At 39.4% G+C, this 20,195-nt stretch carries 16 protein-coding genes; 5 read left to right on the top strand and 11 right to left on the bottom strand.

The window, feature by feature from the left end; translation table 11 throughout:
* Window positions 1-219: 219 nt before the first annotated feature.
* Window positions 220-2,127 carry a M1 family metallopeptidase gene (locus ACMUMK_RS18740; RefSeq protein WP_414702681.1) on the bottom strand — a complete coding sequence of 636 codons (1,908 nt, stop codon included), beginning with the start codon at window positions 2,125-2,127 and terminating at the stop codon, window positions 220-222.
* Window positions 2,128-2,298: 171 nt separating this feature from the next.
* On the opposite strand from ACMUMK_RS18740, the gene smrA reads away from it, so the two are divergent.
* Window positions 2,299-2,889 carry a DNA endonuclease SmrA gene (smrA, locus tag ACMUMK_RS18735; RefSeq protein ID WP_414702680.1) on the top strand — a complete coding sequence of 197 codons (591 nt, stop codon included), beginning with the start codon at window positions 2,299-2,301 and terminating at the stop codon, window positions 2,887-2,889.
* Between the two features lie 41 nt (window positions 2,890-2,930).
* Here smrA and ACMUMK_RS18730 read toward each other — a convergent pair whose 3' ends face one another.
* Together ACMUMK_RS18730 and purL are read right to left on the bottom strand one after the other, a co-directional pair.
* Window positions 2,931-3,098, bottom strand: coding sequence for a hypothetical protein (locus ACMUMK_RS18730; protein WP_414702679.1), 168 nt, complete (start codon window positions 3,096-3,098; stop codon window positions 2,931-2,933).
* Window positions 3,099-3,334: 236 nt separating this feature from the next.
* Complete coding sequence (gene purL, locus ACMUMK_RS18725) at window positions 3,335-7,225, bottom strand: phosphoribosylformylglycinamidine synthase (RefSeq protein ID WP_414702678.1); 3,891 nt, start codon at window positions 7,223-7,225, stop codon at window positions 3,335-3,337.
* A gap of 203 nt (window positions 7,226-7,428) precedes the next feature.
* Between purL and mltF the strand changes: the two genes are divergently transcribed.
* The gene (mltF, locus tag ACMUMK_RS18720; RefSeq protein WP_414702677.1) at window positions 7,429-8,862 is read left to right on the top strand and encodes a membrane-bound lytic murein transglycosylase MltF; all 1,434 of its coding nucleotides are present in this window, start codon (window positions 7,429-7,431) and stop codon (window positions 8,860-8,862) included.
* Between the two features lie 10 nt (window positions 8,863-8,872).
* Here the strand turns inward: mltF and ACMUMK_RS18715 are convergent, their stop codons facing one another.
* Window positions 8,873-10,309: a polysaccharide lyase family 7 protein gene (locus tag ACMUMK_RS18715; protein WP_414702676.1), complete on the bottom strand. Its 1,437-nt coding sequence runs from the start codon at window positions 10,307-10,309 to the stop codon at window positions 8,873-8,875.
* A gap of 210 nt (window positions 10,310-10,519) precedes the next feature.
* Here ACMUMK_RS18715 and ACMUMK_RS18710 point away from each other — a divergent pair, with 210 nt between their 5' ends.
* Window positions 10,520-10,672, top strand: coding sequence for a hypothetical protein (locus ACMUMK_RS18710; RefSeq protein WP_414702675.1), 153 nt, complete (start codon window positions 10,520-10,522; stop codon window positions 10,670-10,672).
* On the opposite strand, the gene tadA is transcribed toward ACMUMK_RS18710, so the two are convergent.
* A complete protein-coding gene (gene tadA / locus ACMUMK_RS18705; RefSeq protein WP_414702674.1) occupies window positions 10,669-11,172 on the bottom strand; it encodes a tRNA adenosine(34) deaminase TadA in 504 nt (167 codons plus the stop codon). The genes ACMUMK_RS18710 and tadA overlap by 4 nt on opposite strands.
* Window positions 11,173-11,375: 203 nt before the next feature.
* Between tadA and ACMUMK_RS18700 the strand changes: the two genes are divergently transcribed.
* Window positions 11,376-11,618, top strand: coding sequence for a hypothetical protein (locus ACMUMK_RS18700; protein WP_414702673.1), 243 nt, complete (start codon window positions 11,376-11,378; stop codon window positions 11,616-11,618).
* Between the two features lie 68 nt (window positions 11,619-11,686).
* On the opposite strand, the gene ACMUMK_RS18695 is transcribed toward ACMUMK_RS18700, so the two are convergent.
* The 5 genes from ACMUMK_RS18695 to guaB all read right to left on the bottom strand — a co-directional run bounded on the left by ACMUMK_RS18695 (window position 11,687) and on the right by guaB (window position 17,062).
* On the bottom strand, window positions 11,687-12,811 hold the full coding sequence (locus tag ACMUMK_RS18695) for a 1-acyl-sn-glycerol-3-phosphate acyltransferase (protein WP_414702672.1): 1,125 nt from the start codon (window positions 12,809-12,811) through the stop codon (window positions 11,687-11,689).
* Window positions 12,812-12,865: 54 nt separating this feature from the next.
* Window positions 12,866-13,423, bottom strand: a complete 558-nt coding sequence (locus tag ACMUMK_RS18690) for a YaeQ family protein (protein ID WP_414702671.1) — start codon at window positions 13,421-13,423, stop codon at window positions 12,866-12,868.
* 20 nt (window positions 13,424-13,443) lie between these two features.
* The gene (locus ACMUMK_RS18685) at window positions 13,444-13,902 is read right to left on the bottom strand and encodes an N-acetyltransferase family protein (protein WP_414702670.1); all 459 of its coding nucleotides are present in this window, start codon (window positions 13,900-13,902) and stop codon (window positions 13,444-13,446) included.
* Between the two features lie 33 nt (window positions 13,903-13,935).
* Complete coding sequence (gene guaA / locus ACMUMK_RS18680; RefSeq protein WP_414702669.1) at window positions 13,936-15,513, bottom strand: glutamine-hydrolyzing GMP synthase; 1,578 nt, start codon at window positions 15,511-15,513, stop codon at window positions 13,936-13,938.
* Window positions 15,514-15,592: 79 nt separating this feature from the next.
* Window positions 15,593-17,062 carry an IMP dehydrogenase gene (gene guaB / locus ACMUMK_RS18675; protein ID WP_414702668.1) on the bottom strand — a complete coding sequence of 490 codons (1,470 nt, stop codon included), beginning with the start codon at window positions 17,060-17,062 and terminating at the stop codon, window positions 15,593-15,595.
* Window positions 17,063-17,257: 195 nt separating this feature from the next.
* On the opposite strand from guaB, the gene xseA reads away from it, so the two are divergent.
* Entirely contained in the window at window positions 17,258-18,604 is a 1,347-nt protein-coding gene (xseA, locus tag ACMUMK_RS18670; RefSeq protein WP_414702667.1) for an exodeoxyribonuclease VII large subunit, read from the top strand.
* 47 nt (window positions 18,605-18,651) lie between these two features.
* On the opposite strand, the gene der is transcribed toward xseA, so the two are convergent.
* The gene (gene der / locus ACMUMK_RS18665; protein ID WP_414702666.1) at window positions 18,652-20,103 is read right to left on the bottom strand and encodes a ribosome biogenesis GTPase Der; all 1,452 of its coding nucleotides are present in this window, start codon (window positions 20,101-20,103) and stop codon (window positions 18,652-18,654) included.
* Between the last annotated feature and the right edge of the window lie 92 nt (window positions 20,104-20,195).

Below are 20,195 nucleotides of genomic sequence, written 5' to 3'. Positions count from 1 at the left end.
GCGTCGACAATTTGTAATTTAAAGCCTAATGAATAATCTCGTTGTGTTCGTTTAAGCGGTGTATTATTTGACTTGGTCATAATAAGTCCTAAATGTGTAAACACATTTCAGGACGAGACAAAATGTATAAAAAAGCCAGTCAATTAAAATTGACTGGCTTTTTTTTTGACGTAAATTTTAGGCCGACCTATTACGAATCAGCCTAAAATAAAATAGACCTTATTTTACAAACTTTTCATTCACTTTTACTGTTAATGGATGATAACCGTCCTTAGCCTTAGTAAATGCTTCTCTTGCAATAGCTAGCCCTTCTGGAGTAGAAGACAGTGCTTTATATAAAGGCTTAACCAACTTATTGCGACCAATTGAAACTAAATAATCATTAAGCCTTGGAAATGCCGGTTCATACCAGTTATTCACACAAATCAATAACCAACTATGGGCAATTTCATTATTCTTAATGTCTGTTAGCCCAAATGCTTCATCTAACTCTTTAAGCTGAGCAACTGTTAATTGTGCAGGCAAGTTATTTAAAAAATATAACCACTGATGAACAACCCAGTTTTTACTGTCAATGTCTTTAGCTTTTATTTTGCCAGCCAACCAGTTGTTTCTTGCGCTATCAACACTGGTAAATGCATTAGACTCAGGAACTGGAGCGCCTTCTGGTACACCAGGTTTAAAAATCCACTCCTCAATGCGCTCTTTAGATATCTTATCACTATGGTCTTGAACTAGAGTTTTATCTAAGTAATCAATGAAGTCATTAGTGGTAATACTTTTAAAAGCAAATGTTTCAAAATAACCTAATAGAAACTTATCGAAATTCTCTCGGCCAACTTTGTATTCTAGCTCTCTTAAAAATAAAGCACCTTTTTCATAGGGAATATTGCTAAATACTTCATCAGGATCTCGGCCTTTAAGGTCAATGGCTAAAATTTGATCATTAGGCTTTAAAGAATCTATATCCGCTTGTAAGTCCTGACGACCTAACACAGCTTCCATTGCATAGCGGTCTTCACCATATACCATTTCCATGATTCGGTAGGTCAAATACGTTGTGAATCCTTCATTCAACCATAGGTCTCGCCAAGTCGCATTAGTAACAGTATTTCCAGACCAAGAATGCGCGAGTTCATGGGCTATAAGTGAAACAAGGCTTTTATCTCCAGCAATAACAGTAGGCGTAATGAAAGATAATCTAGGGTTCTCCATTCCTCCAAATGGAAAAGATGGGGGTAATATAAGTAAATCATAGCGATCCCAGCTATATGGGCCGAAACTTTTCTCGGTGGCAATAAGCATTGATTCAGTATCTTCAAACTCTGCTGCTGCCGCATCTAAAATACCAATTTCAGAGTAAACACCTGTTCGCTCCCCCATAGCTTTAAAGTGTAAATCTCCTACCGCTAGGGCAATTAAATAAGAAGGAATAGCCTGTGGCATAGAAAATTCATAAACGCCATCTCTTGGAGTGTCAGGATCATTCGATGCACTCATAACAGCCAGTAATTCTTTTGGTGTTCTTATAGTTGCATCATATGTCACCCTTACATTAGGAGAATCTTGCAGAGGAATGAAACTTCTGGCATGAATAGCTTGGGCTTGAGTAAATAAAAATGGATGCTTTTTACCAGCAGTTTGTGCTGGAGTTAACCATTGTACTCCAGAAGCTTGCGGTACCGTTTGGTAATAAACAGTAAGAGTACTACCTTGTTCAGGTAAGGTAATGCTCAGAGGCGCACCTAAAAATGAGTCAGACTCTGCCAAACTAAAGGATAAATCCTCTCCATTGGCAGTAACTTTAGAAATGATCAAATCACGGGTGTCTAAAATTAACGTTTTGGCATGAGCTGTCATTCTCTTAAAGTCTAAGGCAACACTTCCAGTTAATTCCCTTTTACTAAAGTCTACATTCAAATCTAAAGTTAGGTGTGTCACCTTCACTTCTTCTGGATTTGAAAAAGAATGATAATCTTGTGAGGTATGTTTATTAAAATCTGCAACAACCTGCTCAACTTTGCCATCAGCTGAATGATTAAGGCTATTGGTACTGCTAGTTGACTCGTTACAACTTGCTAAAAGTAGCAGTGTAAATGAGCCTACAATTAAATTTTTTATTGTCATTATGAAGAATCCGAGATATACGTGGAAAACCTAATTGTTGCATATTTAGCGGGCCATAAGAATACAGAGGATTTAATATATATTCCGCAGAACTTTCGAGTCTAATATTGAAATTAGCTACTTATAATTTTAACTTTGTCATGTGTATGGCAATCGTGAGGGTTAATAAAAATGACAAGCACCTGCAATTTAATTGATGAATCAAGCGAGTTTTTAAAGGAATTTAAAGATGTAAAACCCTTAAAACAAGATAATAAACTCCATATTCAACAATCAAAAGTCACATTAGCAAAACAGCTCAAACGGCAACAAATTGAAGCTGAAAACAATCACGTTAGAAATTACCTGAGCTTAGAAGATATAGAACCAATTGATCCATATGACTATATTATGTTTAAGCAAAGTGGGATTCAAAATGGAGTGTACAAAAATCTAAGGTTAGGGAAATACACTATCAATAGCGTCATAAACTTACAGAACACTACATTTGAGCAAGCTAGAAACACAGTATTTAATAAGATACTACAGAGCCATAATAATGGAGACCGTACCCTATTAATCAAACATGGCTTAGGCCTGCATAGCAAACCTTTCTCAGGATTTTTGAAAAGTTGTATCAATAAATGGTTACGTCAAATGCCAGAGGTGATTGCATTTCACACTTCGCTACCAAAGCATGGTGGGAACAGCTCGGTTTACGTACTTCTTAAAAAAAACCAACAACAAAAAGCCAATAATCGAGAGTTATATTACAGCAAATAACACTCAATATTTAGCCTTGCTCAATGTTAGTTAAGGCTGGCTTAAGAAATAAGTTTATTAGTTTGCGATTCTTGATTAGCCGCTGTCCAATCAGAATGATGAGAAAGGATCGCAGACTTAGCAGACGCACTAAAAATAGCCGCAACAATTAGAAAAATAACCGTGACCAATACACCGGTTAAACCAAAACCTTTATTTGAACGATTCATGAGCGTCTCTTATTATTGTATGTAATTTATGTAGACAAGGCGAATGACGTTTAGTTCATAAAAAAATAAAGTCAAGCCGTCAAAAACTGCGTAAATATTAATCACTATTTCACTGATATACAAGGGTTTTAATTAAACGAAGAGACAAACAGCCATACCTAAATTATCCAAGGTAAAAAAATTTAGCAGCAATAGAATAAACATTGCCGCTAAGTATCTTGTCTCTCGAAATAAATTTAGCCTAAGTAAACCCTAGCATTTCTAAACATACGCATCCAAGCACCGTCTTCTTGCCAATCACTAGGATACCAAGAATTAGCTACGCTTCTAAATACTCGCTCTGGGTGGGGCATCATGATAGTTGCTCGCCCATCTGCGCTGGTTAAACCAGCAATACCTAAAGGAGAACCATTTGGATTAGCTGGATAATTTTGGGTAACTTTACCGTAGTTATCAACGTATTGAAGGGATACTGCTTGGTTCTCTAGTGCTTTTAAAGCACCGCTATCACCAGCAAACTCGGCTCTACCTTCACCGTGAGAAACCGCTATTGGCATTCTAGAGCCATGCATACCATTGAAGAAAATCGATGCAGACTCTTTGACTTCTAACATGGCTACTCTAGCTTCAAACCTTTCAGATTGGTTCGTAACAAAGTGTGGCCATAACTCCGCTCCTGGAATAAGAGACTTAAGGTTAGATAGCATTTGACAACCATTGCAAACCCCTAACGAGAATGAATCTGGCCGTGCAAAAAATTCCGCAAACTGATCCCTAGCTTTAGCATTAAACAAAATAGACTTCGCCCAACCTTCACCAGCACCAAGCACATCTCCGTAAGAAAATCCGCCACAGGCCACCAAGCCCTTAAACTCATCTAAAGAATATTTTCCAGACAAAATATCACTCATGTGTACATCTATTGCAGCAAAGCCTGCTCGGTCAAAAGCAGCTGCCATTTCTACATGAGAATTTACCCCTTGCTCTCTCAGGATAGCCATTTTAGGTGCCACACCTTTTGCAATATAAGGGGCTGCAATGTCTTCTTTGGTGTCAAAACTTAACGCTGCATGTAAACCTGGATCTGCCGCGTCAGCTTTTGCTGCAAATTCTTGCTCCGCACACTCGGGGTTATCTCGGCGCTTTTGCATATGACGCGTAGTCTGTGCCCAAGCTTGTCTATAATGGACTCGAGAGTTCTCTAAAATCACCTCACCATTTAACTGAATACTGATTTTATCGCTGTCATTAATCCCACCAATACTAAAAATCGCATCTGCTAAACCATATTCTGCAAATACATCCAAAACACGAGATTTAGTTTTTGATGAAATCTGTATGACTGCACCCAATTCTTCATTAAATAGCATATCTATAGGTGAGCCATTTAAACTATCTAAGCTAATATCAACCCCAACTTTACCTGCAAATGACATCTCAGCAATGGTGGTAAATAGGCCACCGTCAGATCTATCGTGATAAGCTAACAAACACTTTTCATTAACTAACTGTTGAATCCCTAAGAAAAAGCCTTTTAAGAGCTCTGGAGAATCAAGATCTGGAGAGGTATTGCCTAACTGGCCGTATACTTGTGCCAAGCATGAAGCCCCTAACCTATTTTTCCCCTTACCTAAGTCAATCAAAAGTAACTCTGTGTTTTCAACATGAGTCTTTAACTGGGGAGTGAGGGTTTTACGAATGTCTTGTACCGCACCGAAAGCGGTTATAACTAAAGACAAAGGAGAAGTTACTGACTTATCAGAGCTTCCATCTTGCCATGTTGTTTTCATAGACATCGAATCTTTACCAACAGGAATAGTGATCCCTAGGGCCGGACACAACTCTTCACCTACGGCTTTAACAGCTTCGTAGAGCCCAGCATCCTCACCAGGATGCCCAGCTGCAGCCATCCAGTTTGCAGATAAGTTAATACGATTAAAATCACCAATATCGGCCGCAGCTATATTGGTTATTGCTTCCCCTACAGCCATTCGTGCAGAGGCAGCATAGTTGATTAAAGCGACAGGAGTACGCTCCCCCATAGACATAGCTTCACCTTGATACGTATCAAAACTTGAAGCTGTAACAGCAACATCAGCCACTGGAACCTGCCAAGGCCCAACCATTTGATCTCTTGCAACCAAACCTGTTACCGAACGGTCACCTATGGTGATTAAAAAGGTTTTTTCAGCCACTGTAGGTAAACTAAGAATACGTTCAGCTGCTTCTGATAAGTCCATAACAGACATATCAACGGCTTCTGTGTCTAACTTTTTAGAGCTAACATCCCTATGCATTTTAGGAGTTTTTCCTAACAACACATCTAAAGGCATGTCGATAGGGTTATTTTCAAAATGACTATCGCTTAGTGTTAAATGCTCTTCTTGAGTTGCTTCACCTACAACAGCAAATGGTGCCCGCTCTCTTTGACAAATAGCTTCGAATACTTCAAGGTTTTCAGGTGCAACAGACAATACGTAGCGCTCTTGAGACTCATTACACCAGACTTCCAGTGGAGACATGCCAGGCTCATCATTTGGTACATTACGAAGTTCAAATTTACCACCACGTCCAGCATCACTTACAAGTTCTGGAAATGCGTTAGACAGGCCACCAGCACCAACGTCATGAATAAACTGAATAGGGTTGTTTTCACCCATTTGCCAACATTTATCAATAACTTCCTGACAGCGGCGCTCCATTTCAGGGTTTCCACGCTGCACAGAAGCAAAATCTAAATTTTCACTTGACTGTCCTGAAGCCATGGAAGAAGCAGCGCCTCCTCCTAAGCCTATATTCATAGCTGGGCCACCAAGGGCTATAAGTTTGGCCCCTACTGTAATATCACCTTTTTGAATATGTTGTTTGCGAATATTGCCAAGGCCACCAGCTAACATTATCGGCTTGTGATATCCCCTAACCTCTTCACCATTAAAGCTATTTACTTTTTGCTCATAGGTTCGAAAATAACCCAGTATACTTGGACGACCAAATTCATTATTAAACGCAGCTCCACCTAAAGGACCGTCCATCATGATGTCATACGCACTCACGATTCGGCTTGGCTTTCCAAAATCCATTTCCCAAGGCTGACTAAAATCAGGAATATTTAAATTAGATACCGAAAAGCCAACTAATCCAGCTTTAGGTTTAGACCCTCTTCCAGTGGCTCCCTCGTCTCGAATCTCACCGCCAGAGCCTGTAGCCGCTCCAGAAAATGGTGCGATTGCTGTGGGGTGATTATGGGTTTCAACTTTCATCAGAATATCTATATCTTCATGATGATAGGTGTATTCTTTAGTTTCTGTGTCGGGGAAAAAGCGCCCAGCAAAACTTCCTTCCATAACAGCAGCGTTATCTTTATAAGCAGAGTGAACATTTTCACCACACTTCTCAAAGGTATTCTTAATCATTTTGAATAATGATTTGGGCTGCACTTCACCGTCTATGGTCCAATCTGCGTTGAAAATTTTATGACGACAATGTTCTGAGTTTGCTTGGGCAAACATGTACAACTCTACATCATTAGGGTTACGCCCCAACCGTGTAAAATTATCAAAAAGATAATCAACCTCATCGTCAGCCAGTGCTAATCCTAAATCAACATTAGCTTGTTGAAGTGCTGATTTGCCTTTTTCCAACATTTGTATCGAAATCAAAGGAGCGTGTTCACTCTCTACAAAGAGTGCGCTAGCTTCAGAAAATTCGTCTAAAACAACCTCTGTCATACGGTCATGAAGAATAGATTTAAGCAATACAACTTGCTCTTCACTTAACTCTTCAGACTCAACATAATATGCAATCCCCCTTTCAAGACGATTGACTTGTTTCAATCCGCAATTATGAGCAATATCTGTTGATTTTGAAGACCAAGGGGAAATGGTTCCAGGCCGAGGAGTAACTAAAAATAAGCGACCTTCAGGTGCGTGCTCTTGAATCTTAGGGCCGTAGGTTAATAGCTTATCTAGCACTTCACTATGCTGCTCTGATAAATCACCACGAATACTTGCAAAGTGAGTATACTCGGCATAAATGCTTATTACAGGCAGGGAGTTGTCTACAAATTGAGTTAAATATTTCTCAACACGAAAATCGGATAACGCAGGTGTACCGCGAAGCACTAACATAGAGTCATACCTTATAGCGGAATTTGTCACATCATAACTATGACAAATCGATGAAAGAGGAATTTTAAGGCGCGAATTATAGGGTAATTTTATCTAATTGATAAGGGCAACCTGCCCTATTTTCTAAAAAACAAAGCACTGGATGATTCATCAAAATTTGTTCACAATAGAGAGACTAAAGTTTAGAGGATACTATTATTCAATTGCGTCGTTACTTAGCCCTATCTTTAATGGTTTTCATAAGTAGTTGTAATGATGTTGAGCAGTCATCTGGCTTAACAAATATACTCGACTCCGGCGTTTTGAAAGTTGGTACTACCTATGGATTAACTACCTATTACAATGGCCCCACCGGTCCAATAGGGTTTGAGTATGAACTTGCTGCGGGCTTTGCCGATTATTTAGGTGTAAAACTAGAAGTATTTCCATACTACAACTTAAATGAATTATTTCCCCAACTAGAAAACTCCCACATTGATGTCATTGCAGCAGGTGTAATAGTTAGTCCAGACCGCTTCAATACATTTAAATTTGGACCCGGTTATCAACGAGTAACTGAAAAACTAGTGTTTAAGCAGGGCGATGAGTGGCCAAGAGGCATTGAAGATATTACCGGTGAATTGGTCGTAGTATCGGGTAGCAGCCATACCGAGTCTCTTTCTTTATTACAACAATCTCATTCTGACTTAACCTGGCAAGAAACCGACGAAAAAGATATGGAAGAGTTAATGGAAATGGTCCTTGAAGATAAGTTGGACTATACCATTGCAGATTCCAATATATTGGCATTAATGCGCAGGCGGTTTCCAGAATTGGCTATAGGATTTTCAGTCAGCCCTGAGCACGATATTGCGTGGGCAGTAAACAAACAAAAAGACGACTCCGTATTAGCAGCCATGATCGAATACTTTGGTATTATCCAAAGTAATGGCAAGTTTGCAGCCTTAGAAGATAAATACTTTGGCCATGTTCGCCAGTTCAACTATGTCGATACGCGAGAGTTTATAAAAAAATCTAAAACCATTTTACCTACCTATCAAGCTTGGTTTAAACAATACTCCAAGGATATAGATTGGCGTTTACTCGCGGCAATGAGTTATCAAGAAAGCCACTGGCGTCCTAAAGCGAAATCGGTTACGGGTGTCCGCGGAATGATGATGCTAACCCTAGCCACGGCAAAAGAGCTGGGTATTACCTCAAGGCTTGATCCCGAGCAAAGTATTAAAGGAGGAGCTGAATACCTAGCCAAAATTCTAAGGCGGATCCCTGACCGTATAACGTTTCCAGACCGTTTATGGTTTGCCCTAGCTGCATATAATATTGGATTTGGTCACCTTGAAGATGCAAGAGTTTTAACCCAGAGACAGGGCGCCAACCCAGATATGTGGGTTGATGTGAAGATACGTCTTTTACAGCTTAGACAGAAAAAATACTACAAAACCACTAGGTACGGTTATGCTCGAGGAAATGAAGCCGTTGCTTATGTGGATAATATTAGACGCTATTACGACACACTTGTTTGGTTAGATGAGCAACAACCTCAAATGCTGGAAGAGCCTCAAATAGAATTAAAACCTATTGACACCATTTCTACTGAAATGGAGCCAACAGAAGTTGCCGCAACGAATAAAGAATAGTACAAATACTTTATTCGCTATCCCCATATCCCTCATGACTATTACGAATTTCATAGAAAGTGGCTTGGGCATATTCGTCTGGATCACTTGAGTTATTTAAATGATAAACCCCAACTTTAAAATACTGATACTGGCCATCCTCATCGAATAAGCTATCGCTCATATCCAAACTAGCAACGATATCATCCTTGCCTTCTCTAATAATAGTGACAGTGAGAAGGTTGTCTAACACATTTATTCTGTAGCTAAAGACTTCGTCTAACGCTATACCATCTGTAGGATTAGACGCACTGTTACTCCTTGAGCCCATCATTTCAACGTAAATTTCATCAGAGCCTTCAACTCTTGGCTCATGGGCAAAATAGATAGCTCCTTTATCGTTGCCTGGTAATTTTCGATAATATAAACGAATTGGTTCATCATCATTAGCATGGATTTGGCCAATAACTAATCGACCAATTTGATAATCTTCACCGGTAGTCGTTACATTATTCACCGCTAAGGTAACGTTTAACTCGCCATTCACGCCACCTGCCGCAGCTTGAGAAGCATTAGATGCACTACCAAACACCCAGTTATTTTGATTTACACCTTGCGTCCTGTGAGAAGTATTCCCTCTACGGAGCATTTCGCGCAACTCAACTCGCACATAACTAGTGTTAGTAGAGGTTTTAAATCCGTAACTTGGCGAGCGCATTACAATTCCGCCATCTGCAGAAGCATAGAAAAATTCAGAGTTTGTATATCCAGCGGCTAACTCAGTCTCAAATATTGAATCTGAAGTACCACTATTATCTTCATCTGTGGGTACACTCAAATACCAATCTATAAGCTCGATCCCTAATTCGTTAGGAAAAGCATCAACAATTAAACCATCGGCATCTTCACAGCTATGGGCTTCTACTTCAACAATACTATTCCAGTCGTTCTCTGAGTTTCCTAAGCCAATAATCTTTATATAACGAGCTTCACTTTCGACAAGATTAACTAGCTCGAAACCACTGTGTTTACCACTTGAAAAACCATCTTCAAGCACAGAATTCCAAATTGCATTATCAGAAGAGGTTTCTACTTCAAAATTAGCTTGGCGCTCAGCACCGTCATGCCACTTTATCTTCAGAGCCCCTAGCGTATTTATACTGCCAAGGTCTAGAACCAACTCCTTACCAGTACCTTGTGAAGACCACCTAGACTCAGGAGTTGTTAGCCTATCAATTGTATTTTCAGGTAAGTAAGATGGATCAGAAGTGCCATCATCTGATGCAGATAAAATGCTGTAAGCTTGATTGGTGCATACTTCTGGCGTGACTGTTGGCTCTTCTTGCACAGGTGGAGTGACGACTACAGGTTCATTATTTGAGCCGTTGGATCCTGAACCACCACAAGCAGAAAGACCTAATACACAACATAAACCTATGTATTTATAACGTAAAAACAAATTGGACATAACACCACCTAAAATACAATTTATACGCACTGACTACTTACATCAGACAGAAATTGCACAGATTATATTACAAAGGACATTATTTATGTCACATTTTCGTAACAATCTTCCGATAGCTTATCTATAACTTAGAAGCAATTGAAGTTGAACTAAACAAATAGTTTCACTACTAATTACTTTAAATAACCCATAATTTAAGAGAAAGTTTCAATGAAAAAACGTAACACCATGCAAAACAGACATAAGCTAGCAAGTAATAGTAGAAGGCGCCAACTGTTAAAGCGTGTGCAACAAAAGGTAGTACTTCGTAGACAACACTTTCAAATTTTAGAAACGGTTGATGAGCTACAACAATATTCTTAATGTTCCCTTGTCAGCTTTTCTTGACGCTTAATTCTTTTCTTTTCGGCCCGCCTCATACGAAAAAAGTCAGATAAGACTGCCCCACACTCCTCTGCTAAGACACCACTTGTTACCTCAATTTGATGATTCAATCGCTCATCATCTAGCAGATTCATAATACTTCCCCCTGCCCCTGTTTTTAAGTCGCTTGCCCCAAACACTACACGCTCGACTCGACTATGCACTAGTAAACCAGCACACATAGAACAAGGCTCTAAGGTTACATATAAGGTTGTATTAATAAGCCTATAGTTTTTTATAGTTTTCCCAGCATTTCGAATAGCCATCATTTCTGCATGAGCAGAAGGGTCATGTAAAGTAATGGATTGGTTCCACCCTTCGCCAACAATCTTGCCATTTTGAATTAACACTGCACCAACAGGGACTTCTCCTTGTGCTTGTGCATTATCAGCTAGCATTAAAGCATGGCGCATCCATTTTATATCTTCTGCAATACTCATCGGTTAATTTGTCTTTTTCATCATTTTTTAGTTAATTACATCAATGCTTTAACTATTTAAGCCAAAATCAAGATATTTTGATAGCTAACAAACGCCTAACCACTTGAAAAACAAGTAGTTTTAATATTGGTCAAATATTTGCTATGTTTTACCTATAAGCATAAACTTTTTATAAATAGAGACAAGACAAAGGGGAGTTGAAAATGAATTTAACAGCTATCGTTATAGTAGCAATTGTTTGCTGGGCCATAGTTGAGCTTGTAAATGGGCCAAAGGGTAAGAAAAAAGATAAAACCAGTAATGAACAAGCAGCCCTTAATAAAGAATTACAAAGTGAAATTAAGACTATGCGTGAACGCATTGAAACCTTAGAAAAAATTGTAACTGATGAAAAGTACGACTTGAATCGCCAATTTGATGAGTTAAAGAAAGACAAAGTGGCGTAGGATAGACTATTTTTAATGAGGCCAAATATACGGCCTCATAGAAATAGCCTCTATATGTACTATCTTAGTTAATGCAATAATTGCTTTTTGTAAGCTGCAGCATACATACTCAAGAGCTTGAGTTTTTCGTCTTCATTCAGTCCTTCTAACCTACTCTTTAAGTACTTTTCGGCCTTGACGCTGTGCTCATCTGTTACCGCTATATCTACCCCGTCCAACATAGAAGCTGCCATGGCACCTGTGGCAAAAGGTTGATAGCTTTGTAATATTTCCCTATCTAAACTTGCTGCTACTTCTTTAGCATTCTCAAACTCACCTACTAACTGCTTTGAAAAATGTAAATGTACTCTGCCTTTTTGACCCGTAATGCCATTAACTATACTTCTTACATCCTCGTTATCAGGTTTGTCGTAGCTCCCCTCTTTTTCTAATTGGTGTAATTCTTTGGCTTTGTTTACATCACAGGGATCAAATTCGTAGGATATGGATACAGGTACAATTCTCAACTCATTTATATATTCTGAAAAAGTCTTAGTTTTTGGCTTATTCATTGAAAGCATGGAGATTATAGCTGGATTGGTTAAATCGTTACCATCTTTAGCCCTGCCTTCTCGCTGAGCAATCCACACATGTTGACCTTCACTGTGCAGAGTATATTCAATATACTCACTTAAAAGTTTTGCAGCCTGCAACTTCTCTCGTCTGTCAGTGGCTTTACGTTTTACAATAAAGCACTTATTTAACCTAATTAAATCCGCAACCCAAGGCTTTTTAAGTAAGTTATCACCAACAGCTATCCTCACTGTATCTTGCCCGTTCTCATGTAATGTCCAATTTATAAAAGCGGGATCTAAAGCAATGTCTCTATGATTACTGATAAACAAACAAGGCTCAGAAACATCTAAGGTCTCCAATCCAGTTATGGTGACAGATTCGGTAGTTGTAGCTATCATTTTATCCATGAAAGGGGCAATCAAGCTTTGAAATTCACTTAAAGTATTGATGCGCTTAGCCTGCATATTAATATACAATCGCGTAAATAAAGCGAGTAGCGGCTTAAGAAAATCAGGCCACGACGCAAACCTAAATGCAACAATACTCGCAATAAACTCTGCATTATTAAAAAGCTTAGGTAAAACCGTTGCTAAATCTGCGTCATCAAAAGGACGTATTGAATCAAATCTTTCTGGCATTAGGTGTAATTAATCCTTACAAAAATAAAGTAGCTAGATTGGTATTACGTATCATTAGTTGTTTAGGCTACCCTGAAGAAGCTTCCAACTGACTTCATGTTGCTCATTTAGTGTAGAGAAAAATAGTGAGTCGTCATTTATGGAAACTGAAAACTCCATAGTTCTAGAAATAGACTGACTTAATTTCTGAACCGACTCCCAATCAAAAGAGACAACCGTAACAGGCAAACCTTGAAACTGAGGTTGCACTTGTTTCCACCAAACAGTCGATTTAGAGTTAAAACTATAGACATAACTTTTCTTGGCCAGCCGACAACTTTTCTTAACCCTTTCAAAGCTAGGCTCTCCAACATCAATCCAAAGTGTAATTTGATCATCAAGTTCTTTAATCCAAATGTCTGGCTCTTCCGTGGCACTTAACCCTTTAGTAAAAACCATTAAATCATTTGCGTTTTGGTGTAGGTTTAAGCAATAGGCCGATACTCTTGCCATCATCCGTTCTATTTTTTCAGAAGGATGTAATGCAATAGTTAAATTAACCGAATCGTAGTAATCATGGTTAAAGTCAGACACAGAGATATTAAATTTATATATAGTTGGCTTTATCGCCATACTTCTTTACTCAGAATAGGTTAGGAAAGTTTCATTTCGATTAAGGAGGGCTTAAATCCCATTTTTTCATATGCAGTTAGTGCTGGACGATTATCGGCATAGGCTTCTAGATAAAAATCTTCAAACCCTAATTTTTTGCCCCACAGCACAAGTGCTTCCATAATCAGTTGGTTAATACCTTGACCTCGATGGGACTCAACGACATACATAAAACCTAAGTAAATATGAAAGTCATGAATTAAATGGGGCTTTGACTCACGAATACGGGCATATCCAGATGCTATGATTTGTCCAGCATCTTCAGCCACCATGACAATAGACTTATCACTTTCAATAAGAGCTCCAAGATCGTAATAATGAATGCCTTCAGGCTTAAGACATTCATTAAAAGGCCTTTCAGTGGCAATAATGCCTTGCTCAAATTCACGTAATATCGGTAACTCAGATATAACAGCAGGTCTTATTTTTATGTCACCCATCCAACTCTATCTCCCTAAACTCGAAATAACTGTTTACTCCCACTCGATAGTTGCTGGAGGCTTTCCTGAGATGTCATAAACAACACGAGAAATGCCATCTATTTCATTGATTATTCTGTTAGATACTTTTCCTAAAAAGTCATAAGGCAAATGGGCCCAATGAGCGGTCATAAAGTCTATAGTTTCTACCGCGCGTAAAGATACCACCCAGTCATACTTTCTGGCATCTCCCATCACTCCAACAGACTTGACGGGCAAAAACACAGTAAAGGCTTGACTCACTTTATGATACAAATCTGCTTCATGAAGCTCCTCAATAAAGATAGCATCCGCTCTTCTTAATAAGTCACAATATTCTTTTTTAACTTCACCTAATACACGCACCCCTAAACCCGGACCCGGGAATGGGTGGCGATAAAGCATGTCATATGGTAAGCCTAACTCTAAACCAATCTTTCTGACTTCGTCTTTAAACAACTCTCGCAATGGCTCAACTAGCCCCATTTTCATATCATCTGGCAAACCACCTACATTATGATGTGATTTAATAACATGGGCTTTACCTGTAGCAGATGCTGCTGACTCAATCACGTCAGGATAAATAGTTCCTTGGGCTAACCACTTAGCATCGACCAACTTTTTCGACTCTTCATCAAATACTTCAACAAAAACTCGGCCAATAATTTTTCGTTTTGCTTCTGGATCTGCTTCGCCGGCGAGCGCATCTAAAAACCTAGTTTCGGCTTCAATTTTGCGAATATTAAGACCAAAATGATCACCAAACATATCCATAACTTGTTGACCTTCGTTTAAACGCAACAAGCCATTATCAACAAACACACAAGTAAGGTTCTTACCAATCGCACGATGTAATAGCATTGCGACAACAGAAGAGTCTACGCCACCAGACAAACCTAAGATAACTTGGTCATCTCCGATTTGCTCTTTCATTTTTGCCACAGCATCTTCAATAATTGCCGCAGGGGTCCATAGCTTTTCACAACCACAGATGTCTAAAACAAACTGCGATAACATTCTTTGCCCTTGGCGTGTATGCGTTACTTCAGGATGGAATTGAATACCATAGAATTTTTTATCTTCGTTCGCAAAAGCCGCAAAAGGACAGCTATCGGTTTTAGCAGTAGTAACAAAGCCACTCGGCGCTTCACTGACTTTGTCGCCATGACTCATCCAAACATCGAGTAAAGAATTACCATTGTCAGATATGTGATCTTCAATATTTTTAAATAAAGCCATTTCAGCAAGCACTTCTACTTGCGCATATCCAAACTCCTTTAGGTTAGAACTTTGAACTTTGCCGCCTAACTGCTCAGCCATAGTTTGCATTCCATAGCAAATACCTAAAACAGGAACGCCTGCTTCAAATACGTACTGTGGTGCTCTTGGAGAGTCATCTGCATGCACAGACTCTGGCCCACCAGATAAAATAATTCCATTGGGGTTAAAGGCTTCAATCTGCTCTTGTGTAACATCCCATGCCCAAAGTTCACAATACACGCCTATTTCTCTCACTCGACGTGCAATAAGTTGCGTATATTGAGAGCCAAAATCAAGGATCAAAATACGTTGGTCATGGATATCTAAACTCATTTGTTTACTCTTTAATTAAAAATAATGAAATGTCGGCGCTTTACTTTATAGGTAAAGCGCTTAATGGATTTACTATGATCTAACCTAGACGGTAATTAGGCGCTTCTTTAGTGATACTAACATCATGAACATGAGATTCACCCATACCAGCTGCAGTCACTTTAACAAACTGTGGTTTAGTACGCAGTTCTTCAATCGTTGCTGAACCAGTTAAGCCCATTGCAGAGCGTAAGCCCCCCATCTGTTGATGGATAATATTTGCAATTGGTCCCTTGTATGCCACGCGTCCTTCGATACCTTCTGGTACGAGTTTTTCAGCACTTTTTGAGTCTTGGAAATAGCGGTCAGATGAACCATTATTTTGATCCATAGCCCCCAAGGAGCCCATACCACGGTATGACTTATAGTATCGACCTTGATAAAGCTCAACTTCTCCTGGTGCTTCTTCAGTGCCCGCTAACATACTGCCGACCATGACACTGCTCGCTCCAGCAACTAAGGCTTTAGCAATATCGCCAGAAAAACGAATACCGCCATCAGCGATAACAGGAACATCAGTATCCTTTAGTGCTTCAACAGCATCAGAAACTGCTGTAATTTGCGGCACACCACAACCAGTAACAATACGTGTTGTGCATATAGAGCCTGGGCCTATGCCTACTTTAACAGCATCCACACCTGCATCAGCCAAGGCTTTTGCACCTTCTCCTGTTGCCACATTACCTGCAATAATTTGTACATCAGGATAATCTTGGCGAACTTTTTTGACTCGTTCAATAACCCCTTGGGAGTGACCGTGTGATGTATCGATTAACAATACGTCTACACCTGCTTCGATTAACAACTTGATTCGCTCATCAGTTCCAGGACCAACACTCACTGCTGCCCCAACTCGTAAACGACCTAATTCATCTTTACATGCATTTGGTTTGCTTTCTGCTTTTTGAAAGTCTTTTACTGTAATCATACCTGTCAATTTAAAGGTATCATCAACAACAAGTATTTTTTCGATTCTATGTTCATGCATTAAATCTAATACTTGCTCAGAAGGCGCGCCGGCTTTAACTGTGACCAGATCATCTTTTTTGGTCATCACGTTGGATATTGGTTGCTCTAAGCTATTTTCAAAGCGAAGGTCACGACCTGTAACTATACCAACAAGGTTGTTGTCTTCATCAACTACTGGGAATCCAGAAAAGCCATGTTGCTTACTCAAAGTATTGATTTCAGAGATTGTAGCTGTGGGTAAAACAGTGACAGGATCAGAAACCACGCCACTTTCGTATTTTTTAACAATGCGTACATGCTCTGCTTGTTGTTCAGGAGGCATGTTCTTATGAATAAATCCAATGCCGCCTTCTTGTGCAAGGGCTATGGCTAAACGAGCTTCCGATACAGTGTCCATTGCAGCTGAAATTAAAGGAATATTCAAACTTACACCGCGAGTTAATCGGGTTTTAAGATCTGCGGTATGAGGTAAAACAGTAGAGTGTCCAGGCACAAGTAAAACGTCGTCAAACGTCAGTGCCTCTTTAGCGATCCGTAACATGCAACATCACCTTTAAATAGGGTTTTAATTGCGGCGCAATTCTAGCGGCTTTACTTAGTTTCGTCTAGAAAATTATCATTGAAACACTTAGATATTTTAGATAACAGCAAATACACTAAAGTTGAATTAGAAATATGTACCAATAGACATATCAGGTACACTGTATTCATATTTAAGTTGTATACCTTGTAATTCATGTTTCAATCTCAAACACCTTCAAAAACAATACTTACTGTCAGTCATTTAAACCGTTTAGCACGAACAGTTTTAGAAAATGAGATAGGTCAAGTTTGGCTATCAGCAGAAATATCCAATTTTATAGCTGCAAGCTCTGGCCACTGGTATTTCACATTAAAAGACAATAGAAGCCAAGTGAAAGCCGCCATGTTTAAAGGAGCAAATAGGCGAGTACAACTGAAGCCCAAAGAAGGCGACAAAGTTTTAGTTAGGGCCAATATTGGGCTTTACGAACCTAGAGGAGACTATCAACTTATAGTTGAGCATATTGAGCCCGAAGGAGAAGGCCAATTAAAACAACAATTTGACCAATTAAAAGCAAAGTTATCTAAAGAAGGGCTATTTGATTTTGAAAATAAAAAGCCATTACCCAAAACGATAAATAAGGTAGGCATAGTTACGTCTGCTACTGGTGCGGCTTTACACGATATACTGACAGTATTACAGAGACGCAACCCATCTATAGAAGTCTTCATATATCCCACTCTTGTACAAGGAAGCACTGCTGTAAGTGCCTTATGTGAGGCAATCGAAACAGCCAATCACAGAAATGAAGTGGATGTTTTAATAGTGGGCAGAGGCGGAGGCTCACTAGAGGACTTATGGTGCTTCAACAGTGAAGAATTAGCGAATGTTATTTTTGCATCTAGGTTACCAATTGTCAGTGCAGTAGGCCATGAAGTGGATGTTAGTATTGCAGATTTTGTGGCTGATCTTAGAGCCCCTACTCCTTCTGCAGCAGCTGAGTTAGTCAGTGACGACCAATCTAGCTTATTAGACAAATTAACAACGATTCGTAACCAACTTATCAAAGGCATTAAGCAACAACTGCAGGTCCAAGAGCACAAGCACCAATTAGCTTCAAAGGCGTTACTGCAAAATCATCCTCAAAAACAACTTGAGCAACAACATCAATTCGTTGATCAAATACAGGCCAGATTAAAACAGGCCTTTGATCAAAGTTTTATTCAGGCTAAACAACGTCAACACTATATTAGCGAACGATTGCAGCGTCTGTCGCCATCTAAAACGATTGCCACTCACACGTTAGCGATTTCAGAACTAAACCAAAAGTTAACTAAAAATTGTCAAAACCTGTTGAAGCAAAAACAACAAATTTTAGCTAATAACAGCCACTTACTGGAAACTGTGAGTCCTCTAGCAACGCTTTCTCGTGGTTATAATATTGGTTTTAAAGGAGAGCAGATAGTAAAAAGCGTCACCCAACTAACACCAGGAGATGAGCTTACTAGCCGTTTTGTAGATGGTGAAGTGGTGAGTGTCGTGACAAAAATTAATGATTAGTATCTAGATCAGGCCAAGCTGCCTGATCTAGATTAAGCGAATAAAAGTTATTTAGATTTTTTATGCATACGCATTAATTGTCTACGTTTACGTCTTTGAGAATCATTTAATTGGCTATGATCAGACTCATAAGGATTGACAGAGTCCCTAAACTCAATCTTTATTGGTGTTCCCATGACTTTTAAAGACTTTCTAAAATAATTCATCAAATAACGTTTATAAGAGTCTGGCAAGTCTTTAAGCTGATTTCCGTGAATAACAACAATTGGCGGGTTATAACCACCAGCATGGGCGTACTTCAATTTCACTCGACGACCTCTAACCATAGGTGGTTGGTGGTCATCTTGAGCCATATCCATTATACGGGTTAGCATGGCTGTGTTGATTCGCTTAGTTGCCGAAGCATAAGCTTCTTTAACAGACTCAAATATGTGTCCTACACCCGTACCATGCAAAGCAGAAATAAAGTGTATACGTGCAAAATCAATAAAGCCTAAACGCCTATCTAACTCCCGCTTTATCTCATCTTTTACATCTTTATCTAAGCCATCCCACTTATTAACTGCTACCACTAAAGAGCGGCCAGCATTGAGAATAAATCCCAGTAAACTTAAATCCTGATCGGTAATCCCTTCTTGGGCATCAACTACAAATAACACCACGTTAGCTTCTTCGATAGCTTGCAACGTTTTAACAATTGAAAACTTCTCAACAGCTTCAGAAATGTTTCGTCTTTTCCTCACCCCAGCGGTATCTATCAGAATATATTCTCTTTCATCTCGCTCCATAGGAATGAAAACGCTATCCCGTGTGGTACCTGGCTCATCGTATACAACAACTCTTTCTTCACCCAAAATACGGTTAGTAAGAGTAGATTTACCTACATTGGGTTTACCCACTATGGCTAACTTAATGGGTTGCGCCTGCAGCTTTTCTAACTGCATTGCGGCATCTTCTTCAGTTAATTCTTCTTCCACTTCCTCAGGAATATGCATATCTGGAAAACGATCGGAAATAGGCACTAATGTATGTTGTAAAAGTTGAGTTACTCCTCTGCCGTGGGCAGCAGCAATCTGGTTAACAGAGCCAAGACCCAGAGCAAAAAAGTCAGCACTCTCACTATCACCATCAATGCCATCGACTTTGTTGGCTACTACATAAACAGGCTTGTCTTGCTTTCTTAAATGTTCTGCAATCCCCTGATCCGCTCCAGTCATACCGGTTCGAGCATCAACCAAAAACAATACAATATCTGCTTCTATGATAGCCAATAGTGATTGTTCAGCCATTGCCATGTCTATGCCTTGCTCATCACCACTTATCCCGCCAGTATCAACGACTATGAATTGCAATCCTTCATATTTAACTTGGCCATACTTTCTGTCCCTAGTTAAACCCGGAAAGTCTGCAACCAAAGCATCTCGGGTACGAGTTAGACGGTTAAACAAGGTAGACTTTCCAACATTAGGCCGGCCAACTAGAGCAACAACGGGTAACATAAAATAATTTCCTATAGACAAAAACGGCCTAGAAAACAATTGAGTTTCCAAGCCGTATTAAAACTTACTAAGTTTTTTTAATCGGAATCACT

Origin of the sequence: Paraglaciecola sp. 2405UD69-4, assembly GCF_047525415.1 — a bacterium.
Lineage (GTDB): Bacteria > Pseudomonadota > Gammaproteobacteria > Enterobacterales > Alteromonadaceae > Paraglaciecola.
This window is presented reverse-complemented; position numbering and strand designations above follow the sequence as displayed.

Coding starts and splice junctions, on each gene's coding strand:
- ACMUMK_RS18740 (WP_414702681.1), bottom strand. CDS start 2,127: ATGACAATAAAAAATTTAATTGTAGGCTCATTTACACTGCTACTTTTA.
- smrA (WP_414702680.1), top strand. CDS start 2,299: ATGACAAGCACCTGCAATTTAATTGATGAATCAAGCGAGTTTTTAAAG.
- ACMUMK_RS18730 (WP_414702679.1), bottom strand. CDS start 3,098: ATGAATCGTTCAAATAAAGGTTTTGGTTTAACCGGTGTATTGGTCACG.
- purL (WP_414702678.1), bottom strand. CDS start 7,225: ATGTTAGTGCTTCGCGGTACACCTGCGTTATCCGATTTTCGTGTTGAG.
- ACMUMK_RS18715 (WP_414702676.1), bottom strand. CDS start 10,309: ATGTCCAATTTGTTTTTACGTTATAAATACATAGGTTTATGTTGTGTA.
- ACMUMK_RS18710 (WP_414702675.1), top strand. CDS start 10,520: ATGAAAAAACGTAACACCATGCAAAACAGACATAAGCTAGCAAGTAAT.
- tadA (WP_414702674.1), bottom strand. CDS start 11,172: ATGAGTATTGCAGAAGATATAAAATGGATGCGCCATGCTTTAATGCTA.
- ACMUMK_RS18700 (WP_414702673.1), top strand. CDS start 11,376: ATGAATTTAACAGCTATCGTTATAGTAGCAATTGTTTGCTGGGCCATA.
- ACMUMK_RS18695 (WP_414702672.1), bottom strand. CDS start 12,811: ATGCCAGAAAGATTTGATTCAATACGTCCTTTTGATGACGCAGATTTA.
- ACMUMK_RS18690 (WP_414702671.1), bottom strand. CDS start 13,423: ATGGCGATAAAGCCAACTATATATAAATTTAATATCTCTGTGTCTGAC.
- ACMUMK_RS18685 (WP_414702670.1), bottom strand. CDS start 13,902: ATGGGTGACATAAAAATAAGACCTGCTGTTATATCTGAGTTACCGATA.
- guaA (WP_414702669.1), bottom strand. CDS start 15,513: ATGAGTTTAGATATCCATGACCAACGTATTTTGATCCTTGATTTTGGC.
- guaB (WP_414702668.1), bottom strand. CDS start 17,062: ATGTTACGGATCGCTAAAGAGGCACTGACGTTTGACGACGTTTTACTT.
- xseA (WP_414702667.1), top strand. CDS start 17,258: ATGTTTCAATCTCAAACACCTTCAAAAACAATACTTACTGTCAGTCAT.
- der (WP_414702666.1), bottom strand. CDS start 20,103: ATGTTACCCGTTGTTGCTCTAGTTGGCCGGCCTAATGTTGGAAAGTCT.